This is a genomic window from Crossiella sp. CA-258035 (assembly GCF_030064675.1).
GTDB lineage: Bacteria > Actinomycetota > Actinomycetes > Mycobacteriales > Pseudonocardiaceae > Crossiella.
Map to the genome: position 1 here is coordinate 7,597,872 of NZ_CP116413.1, position 24,897 is coordinate 7,622,768.

The 24,897-nt window shown below is 72.7% G+C and carries 24 protein-coding genes; 6 read left to right on the forward strand and 18 right to left on the reverse strand.

Annotated elements, in window-relative coordinates:
• Positions 1-57 precede the first annotated feature (57 nt).
• The 4 genes from coaD to N8J89_RS34150 all read right to left on the reverse strand — a co-directional run bounded on the left by coaD (position 58) and on the right by N8J89_RS34150 (position 6,459).
• Positions 58-561, reverse strand: coding sequence for a pantetheine-phosphate adenylyltransferase (gene coaD, locus N8J89_RS34135; RefSeq protein ID WP_283661078.1), 504 nt, complete (start codon positions 559-561; stop codon positions 58-60).
• Between the two features lie 120 nt (positions 562-681).
• Positions 682-2,049, reverse strand: a complete 1,368-nt coding sequence (locus tag N8J89_RS34140; RefSeq protein WP_283661079.1) for an RNA polymerase sigma factor — start codon at positions 2,047-2,049, stop codon at positions 682-684.
• Positions 2,050-2,289: 240 nt separating this feature from the next.
• The gene (gene rsmD / locus N8J89_RS34145; protein ID WP_283661080.1) at positions 2,290-2,844 is read right to left on the reverse strand and encodes a 16S rRNA (guanine(966)-N(2))-methyltransferase RsmD; all 555 of its coding nucleotides are present in this window, start codon (positions 2,842-2,844) and stop codon (positions 2,290-2,292) included.
• A gap of 237 nt (positions 2,845-3,081) precedes the next feature.
• On the reverse strand, positions 3,082-6,459 hold the full coding sequence (locus N8J89_RS34150; RefSeq protein ID WP_283661081.1) for a pyruvate carboxylase: 3,378 nt from the start codon (positions 6,457-6,459) through the stop codon (positions 3,082-3,084).
• A 410-nt stretch (positions 6,460-6,869) separates the two neighbouring features.
• Between N8J89_RS34150 and N8J89_RS34155 the strand changes: the two genes are divergently transcribed.
• Entirely contained in the window at positions 6,870-7,319 is a 450-nt protein-coding gene (locus tag N8J89_RS34155) for a hypothetical protein (RefSeq protein ID WP_283661082.1), read from the forward strand.
• Here N8J89_RS34155 and recG read toward each other — a convergent pair.
• Positions 7,316-9,526 (reverse strand): ATP-dependent DNA helicase RecG, encoded by a 2,211-nt coding sequence (gene recG, locus N8J89_RS34160; RefSeq protein WP_283661083.1) that lies wholly within the window; start codon positions 9,524-9,526, stop codon positions 7,316-7,318. The two genes, N8J89_RS34155 and recG, sit on opposite strands and share 4 nt — an antisense overlap.
• 28 nt (positions 9,527-9,554) lie before the next feature.
• Positions 9,555-11,153: a DAK2 domain-containing protein gene (locus N8J89_RS34165; protein WP_283666319.1), complete on the reverse strand. Its 1,599-nt coding sequence runs from the start codon at positions 11,151-11,153 to the stop codon at positions 9,555-9,557.
• Positions 11,154-11,329: 176 nt separating this feature from the next.
• Here N8J89_RS34165 and rpmB point away from each other — a divergent pair, with 176 nt between their 5' ends.
• The gene (rpmB, locus tag N8J89_RS34170; RefSeq protein WP_185009173.1) at positions 11,330-11,521 is read left to right on the forward strand and encodes a 50S ribosomal protein L28; all 192 of its coding nucleotides are present in this window, start codon (positions 11,330-11,332) and stop codon (positions 11,519-11,521) included.
• A 232-nt stretch (positions 11,522-11,753) separates the two neighbouring features.
• On the opposite strand, the gene N8J89_RS34175 is transcribed toward rpmB, so the two are convergent.
• The 5 genes from N8J89_RS34175 to N8J89_RS34195 all read right to left on the reverse strand — a co-directional run bounded on the left by N8J89_RS34175 (position 11,754) and on the right by N8J89_RS34195 (position 15,263).
• The gene (locus tag N8J89_RS34175; protein WP_283661084.1) at positions 11,754-12,428 is read right to left on the reverse strand and encodes a uracil-DNA glycosylase; all 675 of its coding nucleotides are present in this window, start codon (positions 12,426-12,428) and stop codon (positions 11,754-11,756) included.
• 44 nt (positions 12,429-12,472) lie between these two features.
• Positions 12,473-13,117 (reverse strand): hypothetical protein, encoded by a 645-nt coding sequence (locus N8J89_RS34180; RefSeq protein ID WP_283661085.1) that lies wholly within the window; start codon positions 13,115-13,117, stop codon positions 12,473-12,475.
• A 126-nt stretch (positions 13,118-13,243) separates the two neighbouring features.
• Positions 13,244-13,765 (reverse strand): gamma carbonic anhydrase family protein, encoded by a 522-nt coding sequence (locus tag N8J89_RS34185; RefSeq protein ID WP_283661086.1) that lies wholly within the window; start codon positions 13,763-13,765, stop codon positions 13,244-13,246.
• Positions 13,766-13,780: 15 nt separating this feature from the next.
• The gene (locus tag N8J89_RS34190; RefSeq protein WP_283661087.1) at positions 13,781-14,272 is read right to left on the reverse strand and encodes a GNAT family N-acetyltransferase; all 492 of its coding nucleotides are present in this window, start codon (positions 14,270-14,272) and stop codon (positions 13,781-13,783) included.
• Positions 14,273-14,291: 19 nt separating this feature from the next.
• Entirely contained in the window at positions 14,292-15,263 is a 972-nt protein-coding gene (locus N8J89_RS34195) for a thiamine-phosphate kinase (protein ID WP_283666320.1), read from the reverse strand.
• Between the two features lie 96 nt (positions 15,264-15,359).
• Between N8J89_RS34195 and N8J89_RS34200 the strand changes: the two genes are divergently transcribed.
• On the forward strand, positions 15,360-15,596 hold the full coding sequence (locus N8J89_RS34200) for an Lrp/AsnC family transcriptional regulator (RefSeq protein WP_185009185.1): 237 nt from the start codon (positions 15,360-15,362) through the stop codon (positions 15,594-15,596).
• An 81-nt stretch (positions 15,597-15,677) separates the two neighbouring features.
• Positions 15,678-16,259 (forward strand): DUF3515 domain-containing protein, encoded by a 582-nt coding sequence (locus tag N8J89_RS34205; protein WP_283661088.1) that lies wholly within the window; start codon positions 15,678-15,680, stop codon positions 16,257-16,259.
• Positions 16,260-16,263: 4 nt separating this feature from the next.
• Here the strand turns inward: N8J89_RS34205 and N8J89_RS34210 are convergent, their stop codons facing one another.
• The gene (locus N8J89_RS34210) at positions 16,264-17,364 is read right to left on the reverse strand and encodes a D-alanine--D-alanine ligase family protein (RefSeq protein ID WP_283661089.1); all 1,101 of its coding nucleotides are present in this window, start codon (positions 17,362-17,364) and stop codon (positions 16,264-16,266) included.
• A 164-nt stretch (positions 17,365-17,528) separates the two neighbouring features.
• A complete protein-coding gene (locus tag N8J89_RS34215; RefSeq protein WP_502868363.1) occupies positions 17,529-19,037 on the reverse strand; it encodes an aminotransferase-like domain-containing protein in 1,509 nt (502 codons plus the stop codon).
• On the opposite strand from N8J89_RS34215, the gene N8J89_RS34220 reads away from it, so the two are divergent.
• Positions 18,967-19,662, forward strand: a complete 696-nt coding sequence (locus tag N8J89_RS34220) for a pyridoxamine 5'-phosphate oxidase family protein (protein WP_502868364.1) — start codon at positions 18,967-18,969, stop codon at positions 19,660-19,662. The genes N8J89_RS34215 and N8J89_RS34220 overlap by 71 nt on opposite strands.
• On the opposite strand, the gene N8J89_RS34225 is transcribed toward N8J89_RS34220, so the two are convergent.
• Entirely contained in the window at positions 19,635-20,114 is a 480-nt protein-coding gene (locus tag N8J89_RS34225) for a cysteine dioxygenase (RefSeq protein WP_283666321.1), read from the reverse strand. The genes N8J89_RS34220 and N8J89_RS34225 overlap by 28 nt on opposite strands.
• A 216-nt stretch (positions 20,115-20,330) precedes the next feature.
• The gene (locus tag N8J89_RS34230; protein WP_283661092.1) at positions 20,331-21,239 is read right to left on the reverse strand and encodes a LysR family transcriptional regulator; all 909 of its coding nucleotides are present in this window, start codon (positions 21,237-21,239) and stop codon (positions 20,331-20,333) included.
• 73 nt (positions 21,240-21,312) lie between these two features.
• On the opposite strand from N8J89_RS34230, the gene N8J89_RS34235 reads away from it, so the two are divergent.
• Positions 21,313-21,972: a type 1 glutamine amidotransferase domain-containing protein gene (locus tag N8J89_RS34235; RefSeq protein WP_283661093.1), complete on the forward strand. Its 660-nt coding sequence runs from the start codon at positions 21,313-21,315 to the stop codon at positions 21,970-21,972.
• A gap of 15 nt (positions 21,973-21,987) precedes the next feature.
• Here the strand turns inward: N8J89_RS34235 and N8J89_RS34240 are convergent, their stop codons facing one another.
• The 3 genes from N8J89_RS34240 to N8J89_RS34250 are packed head-to-tail and all read right to left on the reverse strand — an operon-like array spanning position 21,988 to position 24,853.
• Positions 21,988-23,100, reverse strand: a complete 1,113-nt coding sequence (locus tag N8J89_RS34240; RefSeq protein WP_283661094.1) for a cystathionine gamma-lyase — start codon at positions 23,098-23,100, stop codon at positions 21,988-21,990.
• Positions 23,097-24,104 carry an NAD(P)H-dependent glycerol-3-phosphate dehydrogenase gene (locus tag N8J89_RS34245; RefSeq protein ID WP_283661095.1) on the reverse strand — a complete coding sequence of 336 codons (1,008 nt, stop codon included), beginning with the start codon at positions 24,102-24,104 and terminating at the stop codon, positions 23,097-23,099. Before N8J89_RS34245 ends, N8J89_RS34240 begins: the two co-directional genes overlap by 4 nt.
• Entirely contained in the window at positions 24,104-24,853 is a 750-nt protein-coding gene (locus tag N8J89_RS34250) for a lysophospholipid acyltransferase family protein (RefSeq protein ID WP_283661096.1), read from the reverse strand. Before N8J89_RS34250 ends, N8J89_RS34245 begins: the two co-directional genes overlap by 1 nt.
• Positions 24,854-24,897: the final 44 nt, after the last annotated feature.

Below are 24,897 nucleotides of genomic sequence, written 5' to 3' on the forward strand. Positions count from 1 at the left end.
AAGCGGGCGTACCGGTTTGGCCAACACCGTGTACGAGAACGGCCAACACGCGGGGAGCTAGGCGCTCTGGTCCTTCTCGGCGCGCTGCTCGGCGAGGCGCTTGGTGAGCCGCTCGTTGACCAGCGGCGGGAGCAGGTGGGAGACGTCGCCGCCGTAGGTGGCGACCTCCTTGACCAGGGAGCTGGACAGGAAGCTGTAGAGCGGGTTGGTGGAGACGAACAGGGTGTCCACACCGGAGAGCTGGTGGTTCATCTGCGCCATCTGCAGCTCGTAGTCGAAGTCGCTGACCGCGCGCAGGCCCTTGACGATCGCCCGGATGTCGTGGGCCTTGCAGTAGTCGACGAGCAGGCCGTGGAAGATGTCGATCCGCACGTTGGTCAGGTGCGCGGTCGCCTCGGAGAGCATGTCCATCCGCTCTTCGACGGTGAACAGCCCACGCTTGCTCTTATTGATCATGACCGCGACGGTGACCTCGTCGAACTGGCCAGCGGCCCGCTCGATGATGTCCAGATGTCCGTTGGTGGCCGGGTCGTAGGAGCCGGGGCACACGGCACGCCTCATAGGGCCGGACCGTAGCAGCCCACTCGCCGTGTGCCACCGGTCCCGGACCCGTTGGTGGGAAATGCCACAGGGCCTGCCCCGACGTTCGGCGGCAGGCCCTGTGACGGCTGTTCCGGGCGATCAGTCCAGGTAGTCGCGCAGGACCTGGGACCGCGAGGGGTGCCGCAGTTTGGACATCGTCTTGGACTCGATCTGCCGGATCCGCTCCCGGGTCACCCCGTAGACCTGGCCGATCTCATCCAGCGTGCGGGGCTGGCCGTCGGTGAGCCCGAACCGCAGCCGCACCACCCCGGCCTCACGCTCGGACAGGGTGGCCAGCACCGACTGGAGCTGGTCCTGCAACAGCGTGAACGACACCGCATCCACCGCGACGACGGCCTCGGAGTCCTCGATGAAGTCACCGAGCTGGGAGTCACCCTCATCGCCGATGGTCTGATCCAGCGAGATCGGTTCGCGGGCGTACTGCTGGATCTCCAGGACCTTCTCCGGCGTGATGTCCATTTCCTTGGCGAGCTCTTCGGGGGTGGGCTCGCGGCCGAGGTCCTGGAGCAGCTCACGCTGTATGCGGCCGAGCTTGTTGATCACTTCCACCATGTGCACCGGGATGCGGATGGTGCGGGCCTGGTCGGCCATGGCGCGGGTGATGGCCTGACGGATCCACCACGTGGCGTAGGTGGAGAACTTGAAGCCCTTGGTGTAGTCGAACTTCTCCACCGCGCGGATCAGGCCCAGGTTGCCCTCCTGGATCAGGTCCAGGAACGCCATGCCACGACCGGTGTAGCGCTTGGCCAGCGAGACCACGAGCCGGAGGTTCGCGCCGAGCAGGTGGTTCTTGGCCTTCTCCCCGTCGCGCACGATCCAGCGCAGGTCGCGGCGCAGCTGGGAGGGAAGCTTCTCCTCTTCCTCCTCGGCCTTGCGCAGCCGCTCCACCGCGTAGAGGCCGGCCTCGATCCGCTTGGCGAGCTCGACCTCCTCTTCGGCGTTGAGGAGGGCGACCTTGCCGATCTGCTTGAGGTAGGCGCGAACCGAGTCGGCCGAGGCGGTCAGCTCGGCGTCCTTGCGGGCCTGCCGCAGCGCCTCGGACTCCTCCTCGTCCCAGACGAAGTCACCCGACTTCTGCGGCTCCTCCGCGGGCTCCTCCTCGACCGGCTCGTCGACGACGACCAGGTCGGCCTCGTCGACCAGCTCCTCGTCGCCCGGCATCTCCTCGAGGTCGCCCGGCTCCTCGCCGTCGGCGGGCTTGCCGGCCGCGCCCTTGGCGCCCTTGGCAGCCGGACCGGCCTTCGCGGCGGTCTTCTTCGCCGGAGCCTTGGCCCCGGCCGCCTTGGTGGTTTTGGCCGCTGGCTTCTTGGCCGCGGCCGGCTTCGCAGCGCTCTTCCGCGCCGTACCCGGCGTGGTAGTCTCCTCAGCGTCAGCAGCCTGGGCTGAAGCGGACTTGCTCGCCTTGGCGACGCTGGAGCGTTGGGTTGCGGTTTCTGCGGCTGCCACGTACGCCCTTTCGCAACGGTCGATCACAGACGGCGGAGGCGCGCAGCCACAGCCGTCAGGATTCGGGGGAGCGCCTGGGGCCGGAGAAGCTCGGGGCTTCAATCCCGGGCCTCGACCCTGGGCACGCGTTCCATTGTAGCGACGCCCGAGCACTGTTGTTGCGCGCCGTCACGACCAGGCCCCGGTTCGCCAGCGTTATCCCTGCTAGATGGCGGATGATTGTTCGCAGGCCACCCTCCGTCAGGGCCACTGGGCCCAGTGCACGGCGGTGTCGCCGTACTTGCGGCTACGCAGTCCGACCAGCGGTTCCGGCCACTCGAGGCCCCCGTCCCGCGCCGCCCGCTCCACCAGCACCAGCGACCCGTTCGTGACCCATCCGTTAGCCACCAGCGCCGCCAGCGCCGCACTCAGCGCCGCCGCGTCCACCGCGTAGGGCGGATCGGCCAGGACCACGTCATAGGGCGCCGGCGCGGCCAGCCCGAGCACGCTGCCCACCGCCGCCGCCCGCACCTCCGCGCCGCGCAGGCCGACCGCCGCGACGTTCCCGCGCAGCACCTCCGCGGCCCGCCGGTCGGACTCCACGAACAGCGCGTGCCCCGCCCCGCGCGACAACGCCTCCAGCCCCAGCGCCCCCGACCCGGCGTAGAGGTCGAGCACCCGCGCGCCCTCCAGGTCCACCGCCGCCTCCAGCGCGCTGAACAACGCCTCCCGCACCCGCTCCGAGGTCGGCCGCGTCCCCTTCGGCGGCACGCTCAACCGCCGCCCACCAGCCACCCCAGCCACAATCCGCGTCACGCCACCATCATCGCCCACCCAGCCCCCCGCCCGTTCCAGGCCGGAGTGTTGGCCGATCTCGTACCCGGTCTTGGCCGTTGTGGAGCATCCGGGCGGTCCCGGCGTACGACAGGGGCCAACACCCCGTACCGCAACGGCCAACACGGCGTACGAGTTCGGCCAACACGGCGAGGGGGAGACAGAACTCTCCCCTGGTTCCGGCCTCCGGGTGGGGGTCGGGACCAGGGGAGAGTGGGATCAGCCGAGCTCGATCAGCAGGTCGCCGCCTTCGACCTGCTGGACCTTGCCGATGGCCAGGCGCTTGACCGTGCCCGCCTTCGGCGAGGTGATGGCGGCCTCCATCTTCATCGCCTCGATGGTGGCCACGGTCTGGCCGGACTCGACCTGGTCGCCCTCGGCCACGGTCAGCGTGACCACCCCGGCGAACGGGGCGGGCACGTGGTCGGCGTTGCCGCGGTCGGCCTTCTCCGCGGCTGGCACGTCCGCGGCGACCGAGCGGTCGCGGACCGCGATCGGGCGGAGCTGGCCGTTGAGGGTGGCCATCACGGTGCGCATGCCGCGGTCGTCGGCCTCGCCGATGGCCTCCAGGCCGATGAGCAGGCGGACGCCGGGTTCCAGGTCGACCGAGTACTCCTCGCCCGGGCGCAGGCCGTAGAAGAAGTCCTTGCTGCGCAGCACGCTGGTGTCGCCGTATGCCTCCCGGTGGGCGGTGAACTCCCTGGCGGGGGCGGGGAAGAGCAGGCGGTTCAGGGTCTGGCGGCGGTCGGACTCCAGGCCGCGGCGGTCGTCGTCGGTGAGCTCGGCGACCCGGCGCGGGGCGGTGCGGCCGGCCAGTGCCTTGGTGCGGAAGGGTTCCGGCCAGCCGCCGGGCGGGTCGCCCAGCTCGCCGGAGAGGAAGCCGATCACCGAGTCCGGGATGTCGAAGCGGCCGGGGTCCTCCTCGAACTCCTCGGGCGAGACCCCGGCGCCCACCAGGTGCAGGGCCAGGTCGCCGACGACCTTGGAGGACGGGGTCACCTTGACCAGGCGGCCCAGCATCCGGTCCGCGGCGGCGTAGGTGGCCTCGATGGCCTCGAACTTCTCGCCCAGGCCCAGTGCGATGGCCTGCTGGCGCAGGTTGGACAGCTGGCCGCCGGGGATCTCGTGGCTGTACACCCGGCCGGTCGGCGAGGGCAGGCCGGACTCGAACGGGGCGTAGATCCGCCGGACCGCCTCCCAGTACGGCTCCAGGTCGCACACCGCGCGCAGGTCCAGGCCGGTCGCCCGTTCGGTGTGGTCGGTGGCCGCGACGATCGCGGACAGCGCCGGCTGGGAGGTGGTGCCGGCCATGGACGCGGCCGCGCCGTCCACCGCGTCCACCCCGGCCGCGATCGCGGCGGTGTAGGTGGCCAGCTGGCCGCCAGGGGTGTCGTGGGTGTGCAGGTGCACCGGCAGGTCGAACTCCTTGCGCAGCGCGGAGACCAGGGTGGCCGCGGCGGGCGGGCGGAGCAGTCCGGCCATGTCCTTGACGCACAGGATGTGCGCGCCCGCGGTGACCATCTGCTCGGCCAGCCGCAGGTAGTAGTCCAGGGTGTAGAGCTTCTCGTTCGGGTCGGACAGGTCGGCGGTGTAGCAGAGCGCGACCTCGGCCACCGCGGTGCCGGTGTCGGCCACCGCGCGGATCGCCGGGATCATCTGCTCGACGTCGTTGAGCGCGTCGAAGATCCGGAAGATGTCGATGCCGGTGGCGGTGGCCTCCTCCACGAAGGCCTGGGTGACCGCCTCCGGGTAGGGCGTGTAGCCGACGGTGTTGCGGCCGCGCAGCAGCATCTGCAGGCAGATGTTGGGCACGGTCTCGCGCAGCGCGGCCAGCCGCTCCCACGGGTCCTCGGCCAGGAAGCGCAGCGCCACGTCGTAGGTCGCGCCGCCCCAGCACTCCAGGGAGAACAGCTCCGGGGTCAGCCGCGCCACGTGCGGGGCGACCGCGAGCAGGTCCTTGGAGCGCACCCTGGTGGCCAGCAGCGACTGGTGCGCGTCGCGGAAGGTGGTGTCGGTGACGCCGACCGCGGAGCTGGCGCGCAGCCAGTCCGCGAAGCCGCGCGGGCCGAGCTCCAGCAGCTTCTGCCGGGTGCCGGCCGGCGGGGTGGCGTTGAGGTCGGCGAACGGCAGCTTCTGCGCCGGGTCCACTGTGGACGGACGTGCGCCGTTGGGCTTGTTGACCGTGACGTCGGCCAGGTAGGTGAGCAGCCGGGTGCCGCGGTCGGCGGAGTGCCGCGCGGTGAGCAGGTGCGGGCGCTGCTCGATGAAGGAGGTGGTGACCCGGCCTTCCTGGAAGTCGACGTCGTCCAGCACCGCCTGCAGGAACGGGATGTTGGTGGACACGCCGCGGATGCGGAACTCGGCCACCGCGCGGCGGGCCTTGGCCACCGCGACGCCGAAGTTGCGGCCCCGGCAGCTCAGCTTGACCAGCATCGAGTCGAAGTGCGCCGAGATCGCGGTGCCGGCGAAGGTGGTGCCGCCGTCCAGCCGCACGCCGGAACCGCCAGGCGAGCGGTAGGCGGTGATCCGGCCGGTGTCCGGGCGGAAGCCGTTGGCCGGGTCCTCGGTGGTGATCCGGCACTGCAACGCGGCGCCGTGCAGCACCACGTTCTCCTGGGACAGGCCGAGGTCGGCCAGCGTCTCCCCGGAGGCGATCCGGAGCTGCGCCTGCACCAGGTCGACGTCGGTGACCTCCTCGGTCACCGTGTGCTCGACCTGGATGCGCGGGTTCATCTCGATGAAGACGTGCTTGCCCTGCCGGTCCAGCAGGAACTCCACGGTGCCGGCGTTGACGTAGCCGATCTGGCGGGCGAAGGCCACCGCGTCCGCGCAGATCTTCTCGCGCAGCGCGGGATCGAGGTTGGGCGCGGGCGCGATCTCGATGACCTTCTGGTGCCGTCGCTGCACCGAGCAGTCGCGCTCGAACAGGTGGATCACGTTGCCGGCGCCGTCGGCGAGGATCTGCACCTCGATGTGCCGCGGCTCGACCACGGCCTGCTCCAGGAACACCGTGGCGTCGCCGAAGGCCGACTCGGCCTCCCGCATCGCGGCCTCCAGGGCCTCGCGCAGCGCCTCCGGCTGCTCGACCCTGCGCATACCGCGCCCGCCGCCACCGGCGACGGCCTTGACGAAGACCGGGAACCCGACCTGCTCGGCGGCGGCCAGCAGTTCGTCCACATCGGACGAGGGCGCGGAGGAGCCCAGCACGGGCAGTCCGGCCTCGCGGGCGGCGGCGATGGCGCGGGCCTTGTTGCCGGTCAGCTGGAGCACCTCGGGCGTGGGCCCGACGAAGGTGATCCCCGCTTCCCGGCAGGCCTGGGCCAGCTCGGGGTTCTCGGAGAGGAAGCCGTAGCCGGGGTAGATCGCGTCCGCGCCTGCCTTGCGCGCGGCCTTGATCACCTCATCCACTGACAGGTAGGCCCGCACCGGGTGCCCTGGGTCTCCGATCTCATAGGCCTCATCGGCCTTGAGCCGGTGCAGGGAGTTGCGGTCCTCATGCGGGAAGACGGCCACGGTGCCTGCGCCGAGCTCGTACGCCGCGCGGAACGCGCGGATAGCGATCTCGCCGCGGTTGGCGACAAGGACCTTCCGGAACATAACCAGCTCCTCCTGGTGGCGGACAGGCCAGCCGGAGCACCGTATCGCGGCACTCCCGCCAGTCGGGAGAACCATCTCAGGTGACGGGCGTCTCCCCCGATGTGCGCAAACCGGCCCGTGCGTGGCTTGATCGCCGACGTTTGCGCTGTTCACAGCATGTTTCGCCTATATTGCCCAGCTGGGGGCCTGCCCGAAACACCACGCTCCGGACCTGCCCGTGACAGCACCGGGCCAAGGGATGCGGGTGTGGACGCGCTCCCGCACGAGCCGGGTGTTCAACCGCGAACGGGTCCCTGGTCGTTCCTGCGCGCAAAACCTCCGGTCACGGCGCCGTGACGTTGACCCGCCAGTGCCGGTCGCGCACAGTGGCCACCCGAGTAACGCCGAGTCCGGACGAGCAGAGGGTCGAGATGGCGAAGGTCGTGTCCAGCATCGCCCAGTCCGTGCTGGTGGAGCAGCGGTACTTCACCCTGCACGACGCCCGCGGCCCGGAGCCGCTGGCGCCACCGGAGCCGGTGGACGAGCAGCTGGTGCACGCCGACCTGGGGCACGCGGTGTTCCGCAGTGCGGAGTCCGGCCACTACGCGGCGGTGCGGGCCGAGCTCTGGGACGCCGAGCCCGGCACGCCGGAGGACGGCTTCGACGCCCAGGGCCGGGTGGACATCCTGGCGGGCAGCGCGGAGCTGGTGCTCGGGCCGGTGCTCACGGTCAGTGAACCGGCCCGGCTGGCCCTGCCCGCGCCGGGCCGCTACCGGATCGACGCGAGCGCGCGCGGGCGGACCGAGGTGCGGGCGCTCGGGCCCGGCTCCTACGCGCACGGCATCGAGTCCTGGGTGATCCGGATCTGGCCGGTGCGCTAGGCCTTCTCCAGGTACTCCGCCTTCTCCGCGTCCACCACCGACTTGAGCAGCGAGGCCAGTCCCGGGTAGCCGCGCAGCTCGGGGTCCTCGGTCAGCAGCTGCACCGCCTCGGTGCGCGCGGTCGCGATGACCTCCTCGTCGCGCAGCAGCGAGAGCATCTTCAGCGTGGACTTGGCCCCGGACTGGGCCGCGCCCAGGATGTCGCCCTCGCGGCGCAGCTCCAGGTCCATCTGGGCCAGCTCGAAGCCGTCGGTGGTGGCCGCGACCGCGTCCAGGCGTTCCCTGGTGGCGGTGCCGCCGAGGGCCTCGGAGACCAGCAGGCACAGCCCGGGCGCGCTGCCCCGGCCGACCCGGCCGCGCAGCTGGTGCAGCTGGCTGACGCCGAAGCGGTCCGCGTCCATGATCGCCATCACGGTCGCGTTGGGCACGTTCACGCCGACCTCGACCACCGTGGTGGCCACCAGCACCTGCACCTTGCCGTCGGCGAAGCCGCGCATCACCGCGTCCTTGTCCTCCGGCGCGAGGCGGCCGTGCAGGATGCCGACGTTGAGCCCGGCCAGCGGTCCCGCGGCCAGCGCGGGGGCCACGTCCAGCACCGCCAGGGGCGGGCGGCGGTCGCTCTTGCCGCCCTTGTCCTCCTTGGGCGGCTCCAGGCTCGGGTCGTCCGCGCCGTCGAGGTCCTCCTCCGCCTCCGCCTCACCGATCCGGGGGCAGACCACATAAGCCTGGTGACCGGCGCGGACCTCCTCGGTGATGCGCTGCCACACCCGGTCCAGCCAGGCCGGTTTCTCCGCCACCGGCACCACCGTGGTGCTGATCGGCGAGCGGCCCCTGGGCAGCTCGCGCAGCGCGGAGACCTCCAGGTCGCCGTAGACGGTCATGGCCACCGTGCGCGGGATCGGGGTGGCGGTCATGACCAGCACGTGCGGGCTGACGCCCTCGCCGGCCCTGGTGCGCAGCGCGTCCCGCTGCTCCACGCCGAAGCGGTGCTGCTCGTCCACCACGACCAGGCCCAGGTCGGCGAAGGAGACCTTGTCCTGGATCAGCGCGTGCGTGCCGACCACGATCCCGGCCGCGCCGGAGGCGATGTCCAGCATCGCCTGCTTGCGCTCCTTGGTGCTCATCGAACCGGTGAGCAGGGTGACCCTGGTGGCGTGCTCCGGCGCGCCCAGCTCACCGGCGCGGGCCAGCTCGCCCAGCATCTCGGCCAGCGAGCGGGCGTGCTGGGCGGCCAGCACCTCGGTCGGCGCGAGCATGGCGGCCTGCCTGCCCGCGTCCACCACCTGGAGCATGGCCCGCAGCGCGACGATGGTCTTGCCGGAGCCGACCTCGCCCTGCAGCAGCCGGTTCATCGGGTGCTCGCCGGAGAGGTCGCGGGCCACCGCCTCGCCGACCTCCTGCTGGCCCGCGGTGAGCTGGAACGGCAGCCGGGTGTCGAACTCGGCCAGCACCCCGCCGGGCCTGGCCGGGCAGCGCGGGGCCGGGCGGGCGCCGGAGACGATCCGGCGCTGGGCCAGCACCAGCTGCACCGCCAGCGCCTCGTCCCACTTGAGCCGGTTGCGCGCGCTGGTCACCTCGCCCCAGTCGGCCGGCCGGTGCACCTTGCGCAGCGAGGCGGACAGGTCACCGAGGCCGTGCCGGGCGCGCACCGCCTCCGGCAGCGGGTCCTCCGCGCCGTCCCACTGGTCCAGGACCTGGCGCACGCACTTCTCCACCACCCAGGACTCGATGCCCTTGCTGGCCGGGTAGACCGGGATCAGGCCGCGGGCGAACTCGTCGGCCACCGAGTCGTCCTCGTTCTCGGCCAGCAGCTTGTAGTCGGGGTGGGCCAGCTGCAGCGCGCCGTTGAAGGAGGTGACCTTGCCCGCGAACAGCCCGCGCTTGCCGACCACGAGGTCCTTGGCCCGGTGCGGCTGGTTGAAGAAGGCGATGGTCATCGCGCGCTGGCCGTCGGTGATCGTGGACTCCACGATCGAGCCGTACTTGGTCTTCATCCGGCGCACCGTGGTCGAGCGGACCTCGGCCAGCACGGTGGCGTGCTCGCCGATCTCCAGCCCGGCGATGCTGGTCAGCTCGCCGCGCTCGGCGTAGCGGCGCGGGTAGTGCCGGAGCAGGTCGCCGACGGTGCGCAGGTTCAGGCCTTTGTCCAGGGCCTCGGCGGTCTTCGCGCCGAGCACGTGGTCCAGCCGGTCGTCGAAGGTGGTCATCGCCGTCCATTCAACCGCGTGGGTCCGACTATTCGATGCCCAGCAACACCATCGCGCCGCGCGAGCCACCCGGGTACGAGGCCAGGTCGACCTCGGGGTGCGCCCGGCGCAGGTGCTCCTCGACCTCGCCGACCAGCTCCGGCGGGGCGGACTCGCCGAGCAGCAGGGTGACCAGCTCGCCGCCCGCCGACAACATCCGGTCCAGCAGCTCGCACACCGCCTCGGCGGGCCGGGAGCCGATCAGCACCACCTCGCGGTCGATCATGCCGAGCAGGTCGCCCGGCCGGCAGCGACCGGCCCAGGTGATCGCGTCCTCCTCGGCCACGGCCAGCTCGCCGCGCCGGGTGGCCGCGGCCGCCTCGGCCATGGCCACCACGTCGTCGCCGTGCCGCCGCTGCGGGTCGTGCACGGCCAGCGCGGCCAGGCCCTGCACCGGGGAGGCGGTGGGCACCACGACCACGTCGTAGCCGGAGCGCATGGCGTGCTCGGCGGCGTCCTCGGCGATCACGGTCAGCTCGGCGTCGTTGGGCAGCACCACGATGTGCTTGGCGCCCGCGCCGGTGAGCGTGGCCAGCAGCTCGGCCGCGGTCGGCCGCTGCCCGGTCCACTGGCAGACCACCGCGCCCTCGCCGCGGAACAGCTCGGCCAGCCCCTCGCCGTCGGCCAGCACCACCACCGCGCGGTCGCGGAGCAGGCCGGTGGGCTCGGTGGGCAGCTGGTCGGCGAAGCGGATCACGGTGATCCGGTGCGGGCGGCCCGCCTCCACCCCGGCCTCGATGGCGGCGCCGACGTCCTGGCAGTGCACGTGCACCGTCCACAGCCCGGCGCCGTCGGAGACCACCGAGACGCAGTCGCCCAGCTCGCCCAGCCGGGCGCGCAGCGCGGCGGTGCGCGTCTCGTCGGTGCCGTCGAGCAGGTACATGACCTCGTAGTCGAACTCGGCCGACCCGGCCTCGCGGGTGGCCTGCAGCTCGGCCTTGCCCCGGCGGACCAGCGCGTCGAACCGGGTGGACGGGGGCAGCGGCAGGCCGGTGACCACCGCGGTCAGCGTCTCCAGCAGCACCAGCAGGCCGCGGCCACCGGCGTCGACCACCCCGGCGCGGGCCAGCGCGGGCAGCTGGCTGGGCGTGCGGGCCAGCGCCTCGGCCGCGGCGGTGCTGGCCGCGAAGGCGACCTGCTCCAGGCTTTCGCCCGCGGCGGTGGCGGCCTCGGCCGCGGCGTGCATGACGGTGAGCACGGTGCCCGGCGCCGGTTCGCTGACCGCGGCGGTGGCCAGCCGGTCGGCCAGCCTCAGCCCGTCCTTGAGCGCGGGCCCGGTGAGCGTGCCGTCCTGGCGCAGCGCCTCGGCCAGCCCGCGCAGCACCTGGGACAGGATCACCCCGGAGTTCCCGCGCGCCCCGGCCAGCGCGCCCTTGGCCAGCGCGGCCAGCGCCGCCCCGCCGTCGGCCGCGGCCGAGTCGGTCAGCGTGTCCAGCGCGGCGCGCATGGTGTGCAGCAGGTTGCTGCCGGTGTCGCCGTCGGGCACCGGGAAGACGTTGATCCGGTCGATCGCCTCGCGGTCGGCGGCCAGCGCCTCGACACAGGCAACGGCCCAACCCCGCACAGCGACCGCGTCCAGCACCTGCAACACCTGCGGCCGCCCTCCTCTGGATGTTGGCAGCGAGACTAGTGGGTGGGCCAGTTTGGTTGCGCGGATGCCGACCAGATACGCTGTCGGGGTTGCCCGGCTCGGCTTGGGCTCACTGCCGTCTGTGCCAGCTGGCATCGCGGACTTCTGTAGAACAACGTGTAAGGAGTGTCGACGTGGCTGCCGTTTGCGACGTCTGTAGCAAGGGGCCGGGCTTCGGCAAGTCGGTCTCGCACTCCCACCGGCGTACCAACCGCCGGTGGAACCCGAACATTCAGACCGTGCGCGCGAAGATCGGCCTGTCGCAGCGCAAGCGCCTGAACGTGTGCACCTCCTGCCTCAAGGCGGGCAAGGTCGCCCGCGGCTGACTCACGCCGCAAGCTTGGCCACGAGGCCCGGATCACATCTCGTGATCCGGGCCTCGTGCTGTCTCAACCCACCGCCGTGTTGGCCGAACTCGTACGCCGTGTTGGCCGATCTTGTACGGGGTCTTGGCCAGAGTGGCACGCTCGATCCGTCCTGAGCGCTCCACTCCGGCCAACATGGCGTCCGAGTTCGGCCAACACCGGGTACGAGTTCGGCCAACACTCGGGCTGGGGGTCAGAGCTGCCAGTCGACGGGGGCCGCGCCCTGTTCGGTCAGGAGCTGGTTGGCGCGGCTGAACGGGCGGGAGCCGAAGAAGCCGCGGTCGGCCGACATCGGCGACGGGTGTGCCGACTCGATGCAGGGCACGCCGTCCAGCAGTGGCTTCAGCTCGCGGGCGTCCCGGCCCCAGAGGATGGCCACCAGCGGGGTGCCCCTGGCCGCCAGCGCCTTGATCGCCTCCTCGGTGACCTGCTCCCAGCCCTTGCCGCGGTGCGAGGCCGGCCTGCCCGGCGCCACCGTCAGCGACCGGTTGAGCAGCAGCACACCGCGCTCGGTCCACGGCGACAGGTCGCCGTTGGGCGGCGGCGGGAAGCCGAGGTCCTCGACGTACTCGCGGTAGATGTTGATCAGGCTCTTGGGCAGCGGGCGCACGTCGGCGGCCACCGAGAAGGACAGGCCGATGGCGTGCCCCGGCGTCGGGTAGGGGTCCTGGCCGACGATGAGCACCCGCACGTCGGCGAAGGGTTGCTTGAACGCGCGTAGCACGTTCTCCCCGGCCGGTAGGTACTTCCGGCCTGCGGCGATCTCCTCCCGGAGGAACTCCCCCATCGAGCCGATCCGGTCGGCCACCGGGTCGAGCGCCTTGGCCCAACCGGCTTCCATGATCTCGTGCAGCGGACGTCCAACCACGGAACGTGACCCTAGCGACGAGCCGCCAGGCGTCACCCAGTGGGTCAGGCGCTCACCGTGCGTCGCCGCAGCCGGAGCTGCCGGTGCCGCAACGGCAACGGCCCCGGCCAGGCCCGCAGCAGCAGCGCGGCGGCGTCCCCGGCCACCGCGGCGGCCAGGCCGGCGTGCTCGGCCGGGTCGTAGCCCACCAGCACCGCCTCGGCGGCCACCAGCTGCCGGGCCGCCACATCGCGCAGTTCGGCCGCGGCGACCGGGCCGCCGGTGGCCGGGTCGCCCAGCACCAGGCAGCGGCCGTGGCTGCCGATCACCGGCACCGCGTACGCGGCCTGCCAGTGCCTGCCGTCGGCCGGTGGCCGCGGCGGGCAGCCGGGGTTCAGCTCGACCAGCCTCGGCTGGATCCGCCTGGTCCGGGCGGCCACGCAGGCGGGCAGCTCGTCCCCGTTGCCCAGCCGGACGCTGAGCCGCGCGCCGGCCGCGGGCACGCCGTGCACAGTGACCGGGACCGCCCGGTGCACCGGCAGGTGTTCGTTGACCGCGCCGATCGGCAGTGCCACCAGCGGCGCGGCGGTGGCCGGATCGGCCAGCACGACATCGGCCAGCACCTGGTCGCCGCGCATGGTGAAGCGCTGCAACGCCAGAGCCGGCCTGGACTCGGTGTTCTCCAGTTGCGCGCCCATGCGCGCGTACATCGACAACATGTTCCTGCCCCCAGAAACATCGAACAGTGCCGAGCAGGCCAATGCCCGCCCACGATCAACCCTACGCCCGTGGGCGGGCGGCCGGGAGCAGCCGGAAGGGCGTCACCCGTACGGCTGTCAGTCCAACCGGCGCAGACCATCCCGGTAGATCTTGATGTTCGCCACGTACATGTCCACCCCGGGCTGCACGGCGTTCTCCGGCACCTCGAAGTCGGGCTTGACCTTGGCGGGCACGCCGACAGCGAGCCTGCGGGCGGGGACGTGGCCGTTGTGCGAGACCACCGCGCCCGCGCCGACGATCGCGCCATCCTCGACCACCGCGCCGTTGAGCACCACCGAGCCGGAGCCGATCAGGCAGCCGTCGCCGATGGTGGCGCCCTCGATGTGCACGTTGTGCCCGACCACGCACCCGGCGCCGATCAGGGTGGGGTGGATCGGGGTGCAGTGGATGATCGTGCCGTCCTGCACGTTCGACCGCTCACCCACCTCGATCCGGCCGTAGTCGCCGCGGAGCACCGCGGTGGGCCAGACCGAGACCTGCGGGCCGAGCGTGACGTTCCCGATCACGACCGCGTCGGGATGCACGTAGGCGGTCTCGTGGATTACCGGTTCCAGGTCACCAAGCGCGTAGACGGCCATACGAGACTCTAACGTTCACTCGGCCACCGCCGGAACGCCGATCTCCTTGCCGAAGCAGCGACTGCTGTCGTGGCAGGCGTACACCCCGAACTTGGCGATCGGCGCGTAGCCGCTGGAGGTGTACAGCGCGATCGCCTCCGGCTGCTCGATGCCGGTCTCCAGCACCATCCGGCGGCGACCGGCGGCCAGCGCGAGGCGTTCCAGCTCGGCCAGCAGCTGCCGGGCCAGGCCGCGGCCGCGGGCACGGGAGACCACGTACATCCGCTTCAGCTCGGCGTCCCCGTCGGTGAAACCGGGCTCGTCCGAGTCGTGCGCGCGCCAGCCGCCGCACACCGCCGGCACGCCGTCGAGGTAGCCGACCAGGAACAACCCGCGCGGCGGGGCGAACTCGGCCGGGTCGACCGGGGTGATGTCCTCCTCGCCGTAGCGGAGGACGTACTCCTGCTGCACCTCGGCGATCAGCGCGGTGGCGTCGGGGTGGTCGTAGGCAAGGATCCGCAATTCCACCCGTGCAATTTACGTGAGCTCACTCCCGCCGCCAGTGCTCCCAGCCCACCGGACCCTCGTAGGGCCGCCCGTCCACGGTCACCCCTGGTCCGGCGACCACCGAGCCGATCACCGTCCAGTCCGCCGGCACCGCCTCGGCGCTGGGGAAGGTGGCCGCCAGCGCGTGGTCCTCGCCACCGGTGAGCATCCAGTGCAGCGGGTCGGCGCCCAGCGCGGAGGCCACGTCCAGCAGCCGCTGGTGCACCTCCAGCGCGTTGGTGCGCACGTCGATGCCGACCCCGGAGGCCGCGGCCACGTGCGCCAGGTCGGCCAGCAGCCCGTCCGAGACGTCGATCATCGAGGTGGCCCCGGCGCGGGCGGCCTGCGCGCCCGCCTCATACGGCGGCTCCGGCACCCGCTGGGCGCCGACCACCGCCACCGGGGAGCGGAAGCCGCGGCCCAGCACGGCCAGTCCGGCGGCCGCCCAGCCGAGCCGTCCGCACACCGCGAGCAGGTCGCCCTGGCGGGCCCCGGCGCGGGTCACCGGGTCCAGACCGTCCAGGTGCCCGAGCGCCGTGATGGAGATCACCAACTCCTTCGCGGTGACCATGTCCCCGCCCACCACCCCGGCCCCGGCCAAACGGGCCTCCTCCCACATGCCGGCCATCAGCCCCTCGGCCACCGCGACCGGTGTCCCCGGCGGGCAGGCCAGGCCGACCAGCACCGCGGTGGGCACCGCGCCCATGGCCACCACATCGGCCAGGTTCACCGCCACCGACTTGCGTCCGACCTGCTCCGGAGTGGACCAGTCCAATCGGAAGTGCACGCCCTCCACCAACACGTCCGTGGAGGCGACCACCCGTCCGTCGGGCGCGGCGACCACCGCCGCATCGTCTCCCGGGCCGAGCAGTGTGCTGGGTGGTTGCACACGGCCATCGGTCACCCGGCGGATAAGCCCGAACTCACCCAGATCGGCGACGGTGTCCGCACTCTGCGGCGGCTCCGGGCACAAAGGGACCTCCAGATCCACGCTTTGCTTCCCCCTCTGGGGTAAGTTCTGCCCACGATTCCTACCCCGAGCACAGCGGTCGAGACGAAGGGGCACGCCGTGGTCCAGGCTTACATCCTCATCCAGACCGAGGTCGGCAAAGCCGCCGCCGTGGCCGAACGCATCGGCGGGATACCCGGGGTGATCACTTCCGAGGACGTGACCGGGCCCTACGACGTGATCGTGCGCGCGGAGGCGGACACCGTTGATGACCTCGGCCAGCTGGTGGTCGCCCAGGTGCAGGCCGTCGACGGCATCACCAGGACGCTGACCTGTCCCGTGGTGCACATCAAGTAAGCGCTTGCGCAACCCGCTGCCGCGCCCGTCACCCGACCCCGGGAGACGGGCGCGGTGGTGTGTCGTGGTTGGGTTGCGGTCGTGGCACCGAACGACCGCTCCCTCCCGCGTCCGCTGATGATCGCGCTGATCGCGCTGCCGCTGCTGCTGGTGGCCGGGGTCGGCACGCTCGGCCTGCTCTACGGCTCCACCGGCTCCGCGCCGGCCGACAGCACGCCAACGCCGATCCGCACCGGCCCGGTCGCGCTGCCGCCCATCCCGGCCGAGCAGGCAGGCTCCCCCGCCTGTGGGAAGCTGGTGCAGGCGCTGCCGAAGGAGCTGACCTCCAACGGCGAGCAGCTGGGCCGCCGGGAGATCGTCGCGCCCGCGCCGGAGGGCACCATGGTGTGGGGCAACGAGAAACGCGACCCGGTGGTGCTGCGCTGCGGGCTGGGCAAGCCGGATGAGCTGAAGCCGGACAGCCGCCTCTCCGAGATCTCCGGCGTGCGCTGGCTGGAGCTGCCGGGCCAGGGCGCGAGCAGCTGGGTGGCGGTGGACCGCGAGGTCTACGTGGTGCTCACGGTGCCGGGCGGGTCGGGCACCGGGCCGTTGCAGGGGGTGTCGGAGTCGATCCGCGCCACGCTGCCGGAGCAGAAGGTCGACACCGGCACCACCCCGCGTTGACCGATCAGCGCAGGCCGGTGCCGCGGGCGATCGCGGTGTCCACCAGGGTGCTCAGCAGGGTCGGGTAGTCCACGCCGGTGACCGCCCACATCCGCGGGTACTGCGAGACCGGGGTGAAGCCGGGCATCGTGTTGACCTCGTTGACGATCAGCTGGTTGTCCTCGGTGAGGAAGAAGTCCACCCTGGCCAGGCCCTGGCAGTCCAGCGCGTGGAAGGCGGCCACCGACTGGCGGCGGATCTCCTCGCAGACCTCGTCGTCGACCTTGGCCGGGAAGTCGAACTCGCACACCTTGTCGGCGTCGATGTACTTGGACTCGAAGTCGTAGAACTCGACGTCGCCGACCACCCGGATCTCCGAGGGCAGCGACGCCTCCACCCGGCCGTCCGGGAACTCCAGCACGCCGCACTCGATCTCGCGGCCCGCGATCCCGGCTTCCACCAGCACCTTGGGGTCGGTCTCCCTGGCCAGCGCGATGGCCGCGTCCAGCTCCTCCCAGTCGCTGACCTTGGACACGCCGATGGAGGAGCCCGCTCGGGCCGGCTTGACGAACACCGGCAGCCCGAGCCGCTCCCGCTGTTCCTCGGTCAGGGTCTTGTCGCCGCGGCGCAGCACCACGAAGTCGCCGTTGCGCAGGCCCTCGGCGGCGAGCAGCTTCTTGGCGAACTCCTTGTCCATGCCGGCCGCGCTGGCCAGCACGCCCGCGCCGACGTAGGGCAGCCCGGCCATCTCCAGCAGGCCCTGGATGGTGCCGTCCTCGCCGTAGGCCCCGTGCAGCACCGGGAAGACCACGTCGACCGCGCTGAGCACCTCGCCCGCCCGGTCCGCGGACAGGTGCACCAGGTCGGGGCGGGTGGGGTCGGCGGGCAGGGTGAGCGCGCCGGCGGAGCCGTCCACCTCGGGCAGCACCCGGTCCTTGATCTCCAGCGCCTTGGGGTCGCTGGCGCCGAGCACCCAGGCGCCGTCCCGGGAGATGCCCACCGGGATGACCTCGAACCGGTCCCGGTCCAGGTGGGTCAGGATGCTGCCCGCGGACACACAGGAGATGGTGTGCTCAGTGCTGCGGCCGCCGAAGACGACCGCAACCCTGGTCTTGCGCTGCGTCATGGGCACCGACCCTACCCGCGCACTCAGGGCGACCATTCCGCCCACAACCCGCGCGCCGTGTTGGCCGATCTCGTACGCCGAGTTGGCCGGACTTGTACAGCCGTCCGGGCCAACACACCGTCCTGTTTCGGCCAACACGGCGTACGAGATCGGCCAACACGCGGTTAGGGGGTGAGCAGGTCGACCAGGGTGGGGAGGGCGGTGGTGAGCTGGGCGCGGGTGCAGTTGGTGTAGCCGACGGCCAGGCCGTGCCAGCGCGGGGCGGCCTGGTGATGGCGGGCCAGGCCGTCCAGGGCCAGGCCGCGGGCGCGGGCGGCGGCCAGCACCGCGCGCTCGGTGTCCAGGGAGTCCAGCAGCACCACCACGTGGCCGCCCGCGGAGTCGCCGAAGATCGGCGCGCCGGCCACGGAGAGTGCGGAGACCACCAGCTCGCGCCGCTCGGCCAGCTCCCGGCGCAGGCGGCGGAGGTGGCGGCCGAGGTCGCCGTTGCGGGCCAGCTGGACCATGACCTGCTGGCCGGCCGCGGCCGGGCAGATGCCGCACAGGTTGCGGTGGTCCAGCACCGCGCGGGCCACCTCGGGCGGGGCCACCATCCAGCCGACGCCGAGGCCGGCGGAGAGGATCTTGCTGGTGGTGCCCAGGTGCACCACCACGTCCGGGGCCAGCGCGGCCAGCAGCGGCAGCGGGGCCACGTCGTAGCGCAGCTCGCCGTCGTAGTCGTCCTCGATGACCAGCCAGCCCTCCGCCCGCGCCCGCCGGACCAGCTCCACCCGGCGCGCGGCGGGCAGCCGTCCGCCCAGCGGGTACTGGTGCGCGGGCGAGCAGTAGACCGCGCGGATGCCGCCAGGCAGCGCGTCCACCACCAGGCCGTCGGCGTCCACCTCGGCCGGGACCACCCGCATGCCCGCAGCGCGCAGCGCGCCGACCGCGCGCTGGTAGCCGGGTTCCTCGATGGCCACCGTGTCGCCGGGCGAGAACAGCGCACCCGCCAGCTCGGTGACCGCGGCCGAGGTGCCCAGGGTGGCCAGCACCGCCTCGGCGGGGGCGTCGCCCACGCCGACCACCAGGCCGCGGTGCCGGAGCAGGTGCTCGGCCACGATCTCCCGGTAGGCGGGCAGGCCGGCGCGTTCCGGGCGCGGCATGACCGGCACGTCCCCGGCCGCCCGCCAGGCGCGGCGCCAGGCCGCCCGGTCCACGCCACCGGCCAGCGAGGCGCCCGGCACCAGGTCGATCAGGCCGGCGTCCTCGGCCTCGGCCGGTCTGGCCGGGCCCGCGCTGGGGGTGACCGCGGGCGGGGTGGTGGTGACGTAGGTGCCGGAGCCGCGGCGCCCGCCGATCCAGCCCTCGGCGTGCAGCTGCTCGTAGGCGGCCGCGGTGACCGTGCGGCTGACCTGGAGGCGTCCGGCCAGCGCGCGGGTGGAGGGCAGCCGGTCGCCGTGCCGGAGCTGGCCGGTGGCCGCGGCCCTGCGCAGCGCGTCGGCCAGCTGCACGGCCAGCGGGGTGCCGTTGCCCCGGTCCAGCACGATGGGCAGTTCGGCGGGCAGCGCGGTGTCGAGCACGGTGAGTGGCCTCTCAGGTTCACCCGGTATTGGCACTGTGAGCATGCCAGTTTCGCCTCGAATACTAGGTGCCGTGACCACTGACGCGCTGTCCCCGACCGGCCGCAGCACCATCCGCCGCGGCAAGGACCGAGCCCGCACCGATCGCGCCGAGCTGTACAACCTGCTCGACGGCGGCATGTTGTGCCACCTCGGCGTGGTGCTGGACGGCGCGCCGCTGGTGCTGCCCACCTGCTACGGCCGCGACGGCGACACCCTCTACCTGCACGGTTCCTCCGGCGCGGCCAGCTTGCGCGCGGCTGAGGGCACCGAGGTGTGCGTGACCGTGACCGAGCTGGACGGCATCGTCTATGCCCGCTCGGTGTTCCACTTCTCGGTCAACTACCGCAGCGCGGTGATCCACGGCCGCGCGGTGCCGGTGACCGGGGACGAGGCGCGGCTGCACGGCCTGCGCACGCTCACCGAGCAGGTCGCCCCCGGCTCCTGGGACCACGCCCGCCTGCCGAACCGGCGCGAGCTGGCCGCCACCACGGTGCTCGCGCTGGACCTCTCCGAGGCCGCGGTGAAGGTGCGCTCCGGCCCGCCCGGCGACGACGAGGCCGACCTGGGCACGCCGGGGGTGTGGGCCGGTGTGCTGCCGCTGCGCCGCAGCTGGGGCGAGCCGGAGCCCTGCCCGCTGCTGTCACCGGATGCCGTGCCCCCGGCGCACGTTCAGTCCCGGACCGGGCCGATCGCGTAGTCCATCCGGTAGCGCGGCATGTCCCGGCGCCGGCCGTCGAAGACGTGGATGCTCACCGCGGGATCGGGCCCGTCGTTGATCACCTGGTGCACGTAGTGCGGGCCGAAGACCCTGGTCTGACCGGCGGTGAGGGCGTGCACCAGCTCCACCGGGCGGCCGTTCTCGCCGAGCCGGGCGACCCGCTCGGCGAGCACCCCGGTGACCACGGTGAAGGCGCCGGTCGCGCCGCCGTGGTCGTGCAGCTCGGTGCGCTGGCCGGGCAGCCAGCTCATCAGCCAGATCTCGTGGTACTCGGTGCGCTCCAGCAGCGCGGTGTAGCGCTCGGCCGGGTCGTAGCGGAGCTGGTGTCCCCAGCGGGAGCGGTCGGCGGCCACGTTCATGGCGATGCGGGCCGGGTGCGCGGCGGCGCGGGTGGCGTCGAGGGCAATGGTGTTGGGCGGAACAGCGAACACGACGAAGTCCTTCGAGCTGAGGATGGTCGGCGGGCGGCAGACGGCCGCGATCACGCCGAGAAGAGCTACTGCGGCGAGGTCTTTCAGCAGGAAGGACAGAGCGCGCTGGCTACCCGCAGGAGGTCGATGGGACCCCTCCGGTGCGAGGATGCGCGACTGGACACGCGGAGAATGGAACCAGCAGGGCCGGAGCGGGTCAAGCCGAACCACGGGATCTCACAGCGTGGGCCACAGTTTCGCCCGGTCGAGTAGCTGCCGGTAGCCCAGCGCCACCACCGGGTCGGCCAGGCCGCCCACCCGGGTGGCCAGGAACCCGGTGTTCAGCGGCGGCACCTCCGGCTCGTGCAGCAGCTCCACCGACCCGGCGGCCAGCGCGGGCTCGGCCACGTACCTGGGCAGCACCGAGACGCCCATCCCGGCGACCACCGCGGTGAGCACCGCGCGCAGGTCGGGCACCACCACGGCCAGCTCGTTCGGCGGCCGCCTGCCGAAGGCGCTGCGCCAGTACCGGCGGATGATCGGCAACTCCTCGGCGTAGGCGACCAGCGGCAGGTGCGCCAGCGCGCGCACCGGGTCCTGCGCCAGTGCCTCCGCGCGCACCGTCCTGGCCAGCGCGGGCGGGCCCACCAGCAGGAACTCCTCGTCCACGAACGGGGTGGCGGCCAGGCCGCGCTGGGTCGGCCGGACCGCCGAGACCACCAGGTCCAGGCGTTCCTCCAGCAGCGCGGTGAGCAGGTCCGCGGCCAGCCCGAACTGCACCCGCAGCCGCAGGCCGCGACTGGTCAGCGGGACCAGCGCGGGCAGCACCCGCAGCGTGGTCAGCTCGGCCGGTCCGCCCAGCCGGAGCAGGCCGTGCCGGGCCAGGCAGGTCTCGTCGGCCGGGTCGAAGGCGGTGCGCAGCTTGTCCACGTGCGGCGCGATCTGGCTGGCCAGGGTGTCCGCCCTGGCCGTGGGCCGCACGCCCTGGTTGGTCCGCTCGAACAACTGCTCGCCGAGCTGCCGCTCCAGCCTGGCCAGTTGCCCGCTGACCGCGGGCTGGGACAGGCCGCGCCGGGCGGCGGCCGCGGTCAGCGAGCCGGTGCGGTGGATCTCCAGGAAGGTGGCCAGCAGGTCCAGTTCGGGCACGGCTCCTCCAGCCATAAGTTTGGTGATGGCCACAGCATGCGCGACCGGCCGCTCCGGGCCTAGCTTGGCGGCCATGACGAAGAAGATCCTGATGGTGCTGACCGGCGCCGACACCCTCACCCTGGCCGACGGCTCCGCGCACCCCACCGGCTACTGGGTGGAGGAGGCCGCCGCCTCGCACCGGGTGTTCCGCGCGGCCGGGTTCGAGGTGGACATCGCCACCCCCGGCGGCGTCGCCCCGACCGCCGACCCCGGCAGCAAGGAGGGCCAGGAGGAGCTGGTGGCCTACCTGGACGGCCTCGGCGAGGCGCTGACCAAGCCGCTGGACCTGGCCGCGGTGTCGCTGGCCGGCTACGACGCGATCTACCTGCCCGGCGGCCACGGCCCGATGACCGACCTGGCCGCTGACAGCCACCTGGGCGCGCTGCTGACCCAGGCGCTGGCCGCGGACAAGCCGATCGGCGCGCTCTGCCACGGCCTGGCCGGACTGCTCAGCGCGGGCGAGGCCTTCGCCGGGCGGCGGCTGACCGTGTTCACCGACGCCGAGGAGCGGCAGGCCCTGGGCGAGCGAACCCCGTGGTGGGTGGAGAGCACGCTGCGCGAGCGCGGCGCGGTGGTCGAGGCGGGCGAGCCGTGGAGCAACACCGTTGTGGTGGACGGGAACCTGGTCACGGGACAGAACCCGCAGTCCACTGTGGACACGGCGAAGGCGTTCGCGGCCAAGCTCGCCTAACCCTCCACAAAGGACCTAGTGAGTCACCGTCTCCAGCGCCACCACGATGTCGGTGACCAGGTCCGCGGTGTCCTCACACCCCGCGGACAGCCGCACGAACCCCTCGGGCACGGCGTCGCCCCACTGGGCGCGCCGGTCCGCGGTGGTGTGCAGGCCACCGAAGCTGGTGGTGGCCGAGACCAGCTCGCTGGCGGCCAGGAACCGGTGCACGGTCTCCTTGTCCGGCAAGGTGAACCGGAGCACGCCGCCGAACCGGGTCATCTGCCGCTTGGCGATCTCGTGCGCGGGGTCCTCGGGCAGTCCGGGCCAGCGCAGGTCGGTGATCGCCGGATGCGCGCGCAGCGCGGTCGCGATCGCCTGGGCGTTGTCGGCCTGCCTGCGCAGCCGGAGGTCCAGGGTGCCCAGGCCGCGGTGGGCCAGCCAGGTCTCGAACGGGCCGGGGATCGCGCCGCTGAGCTTGCGGCCCTGGGCCAGCCGGGCGTACAGCTCGGGGTCGTTGGTGGAGAGGTGGCCCAGCAGCAGGTCGCTGTGCCCGGACAACGCCTTGGTGTCGCTGGCCACCACCACGTCCGCGCCCAGCTCCAGCGGGCGCTGGCCGAGCGGGGTGGCTGTCGTGTTGTCCACGGCCACGATCGCGCCGGTCTCGTGCGCCAGGTCGCTGAGCACGCGCAGGTCGCAGACGTCCAGCAGCGGGTTGGACGGGGTCTCCAGCAGCACCAGCCGCACGCCGTCGAACACCTCGGCCGACCAGGGCCCCGGCGTGGCCACCTCGCGCACCCGCACGCCGAACTGGGCCAGCTCCGAGTGCACCAGCTGCCGGGTGGCGTAGTAGCCGTCGGCGGGCAGGACCACCGTGTCGCCCGCGCGCAGGGTGGCGCGCAGCAGTCCGGCGATGGCGGCCATGCCCGAGGGGTAGACCAGGCTGCGGCCGCCGTCCAGCGCGCCGATGGCCTCCTCCAGCAGCTCCCAGGTCGGGTTCTCCGCGCGGCCGTAGGTGTGGCCGGACGGGGTGTCGCCCAGGTGGTAGACCGAGGTGAACACCGGCCCCGGCACCAGCGGCTGACCGGGCACCGGCAGCGGCACGCCCGCGTGCACACACCGGGTGCCGTCGCCCCATTCCTCGTTCACTGGCGTTCGTCCTTCTGTGCCCGCCCCAACAGCTCGGCGGCCATCTTCAGCGGTTCCAGGCCCTGGTGGCAGACCCGGTACACGCCATCGGTGATCGGCATGTCCACCCCGTGCCGCGCGGCCAGCTCGCGGATCGAGGAGCAGGACTTCACGCCCTCGGCGACCTGTCCGTGGGTGGCCTCCTGCGCCTGCGCCAGGGTCTCGCCCCGGCCCAGCCGGTCGCCGAAGGAACGGTTGCGGGACAGTGGGGAGGCGCAGGTGGCGACCAGGTCGCCGAGCCCGGCCAGGCCGGAGAAGGTGAGCGGGTCCGCGCCCAGCGCCAGGCCCAGCCGCGCGGTCTCGGCCAGGCCGCGGGTGATCAGCGCGGCCATCGTGTTGTCGCCATAACCCAGGCCGCCTGCCATGCCGCAGGCCAGCGCGATCACGTTCTTGCACGCGCCGCCCAGCTCGCAGCCCACCACGTCGGTGTTGGTGTAGGAGCGGAAGTAGTTGGTGAAACAGGCCCGCTGGAAGGCCACCGCGCGCTCGGCGTCCGGGCAGGCCACCACGCTCGCGGTGGGCTGCTCGGCGGCGATCTCGCGGGCCAGGTTCGGCCCGGACACCACCGCGACCTGGGACGCGGGCACCTCGGCGACCTCGGCCACCACCTCGCTCATCCGCTTGAGCGTGCCCAGCTCCACGCCCTTGGCCAGGCTCACCAGGGTCGCGCCCGGCGGCAGCGCGGGCCGCCAGCCGGCCAGGTTCTCCCGCAGGGTCTGGCTGGGCACCGCCAGCACCACCGCCTGCGCGCCGTTCAGCGCGGCCAGCGGGTCCACTGTGGAGCGCAGGGTGACCGGCAGCGGGATGCCGGGCAGGTAGTCGGGGTTCTCGCCGCGCTCGGTGATGGCCGCGGCCACCTCGGGGCGGCGGGCCCACAGCACCACGTCCCGGCCGGCGTCGGCGAGCACCTTGGCGAAGGTGGTGCCCCAGGACCCGGCGCCGAGCACCGCGATCCGCTGTGGCATCACTTCTGGCCGTCCTTGGGCTCGTCGTCCTTCTTCTTGCGCACGGTGTAGAACTCGGTCGGCGCGGTCTCCCCGCGCACCTCGGCCAGCAGCGAGCGCACCTCGCCCATCAGGTGGTCGGTGACCTCGCGCAGCAGGTCCCCGTCCACCTCGCGGCCCTGGAACCGGGACAGGTCCAGCGGCGGACCGGCCTGCACCGTGACGGTCTTGCGCGGGAACAGGCTCAGCTTCTTCTTGTACCGGTCGAAGACCAGGTGGGTGTTCCAGTGCACCATCGGCACGCAGACCGCCTCGCCGTTGACGCAGTGGTCCACCGCGAGCCGCCCGACGCCGACGTGCGAGTGCATCGGCCAGACCTCGGGGTCGCGGGTGATGGTGCCCTCCGGATAGATCACCACCACCTTGCCCTCGCCCAGGGCTTCCAGTCCGGACTGGAGGCTGCGGCGGGCGTCCACCGAGCCGCGGTGCACCGGGATCTGGCCGGAGCCCTTGAGGATCGGGCCGAGCACCGGGACCTTCCACAGGCTGGCCTTGGCCAGGAACCGGGGCACCCGGCGGCCGCAGCGCACGAACACCGCGCTGTAGACCGGGTCCAGGTAGGAGATGTGGTTGGCGACCACCAGCACCGGCTTGTCGAACGGAATGTGCTCGAGTCCGACGAACTTCCGCCTGGCCAGGATCCTGGTCAGCGGGAAGAAGATCGCCGCGGCCAGCCCGACCCAGAAGCCGCCCTTCTCCTTCTTGGCCACCCTGATGTCTCCTTCGTCTCACCGATGCCGTGTTGCCTCGTCTT

Excerpts from the sequence above, each read along its gene's own strand:
- coaD (WP_283661078.1), bottom strand. The coding sequence starts at position 561 with ATGAGGCGTGCCGTGTGCCCCGGCTCCTACGACCCGGCCACCAACGGA.
- N8J89_RS34150 (WP_283661081.1), bottom strand. The coding sequence starts at position 6,459 with ATGTTCCGGAAGGTCCTTGTCGCCAACCGCGGCGAGATCGCTATCCGC.
- N8J89_RS34155 (WP_283661082.1), top strand. The coding sequence starts at position 6,870 with ATGGCGAAGGTCGTGTCCAGCATCGCCCAGTCCGTGCTGGTGGAGCAG.
- recG (WP_283661083.1), bottom strand. The coding sequence starts at position 9,526 with ATGACCACCTTCGACGACCGGCTGGACCACGTGCTCGGCGCGAAGACC.
- N8J89_RS34180 (WP_283661085.1), bottom strand. The coding sequence starts at position 13,117 with ATGTACGCGCGCATGGGCGCGCAACTGGAGAACACCGAGTCCAGGCCG.
- N8J89_RS34185 (WP_283661086.1), bottom strand. The coding sequence starts at position 13,765 with ATGGCCGTCTACGCGCTTGGTGACCTGGAACCGGTAATCCACGAGACC.
- N8J89_RS34210 (WP_283661089.1), bottom strand. The coding sequence starts at position 17,364 with ATGACGCAGCGCAAGACCAGGGTTGCGGTCGTCTTCGGCGGCCGCAGC.
- N8J89_RS34220 (WP_502868364.1), top strand. The coding sequence starts at position 18,967 with ATGCCAGTTTCGCCTCGAATACTAGGTGCCGTGACCACTGACGCGCTG.
- N8J89_RS34215 (WP_502868363.1), bottom strand. The coding sequence starts at position 19,037 with ATGGTGCTGCGGCCGGTCGGGGACAGCGCGTCAGTGGTCACGGCACCT.
- N8J89_RS34235 (WP_283661093.1), top strand. The coding sequence starts at position 21,313 with ATGACGAAGAAGATCCTGATGGTGCTGACCGGCGCCGACACCCTCACC.
- N8J89_RS34245 (WP_283661095.1), bottom strand. The coding sequence starts at position 24,104 with ATGCCACAGCGGATCGCGGTGCTCGGCGCCGGGTCCTGGGGCACCACC.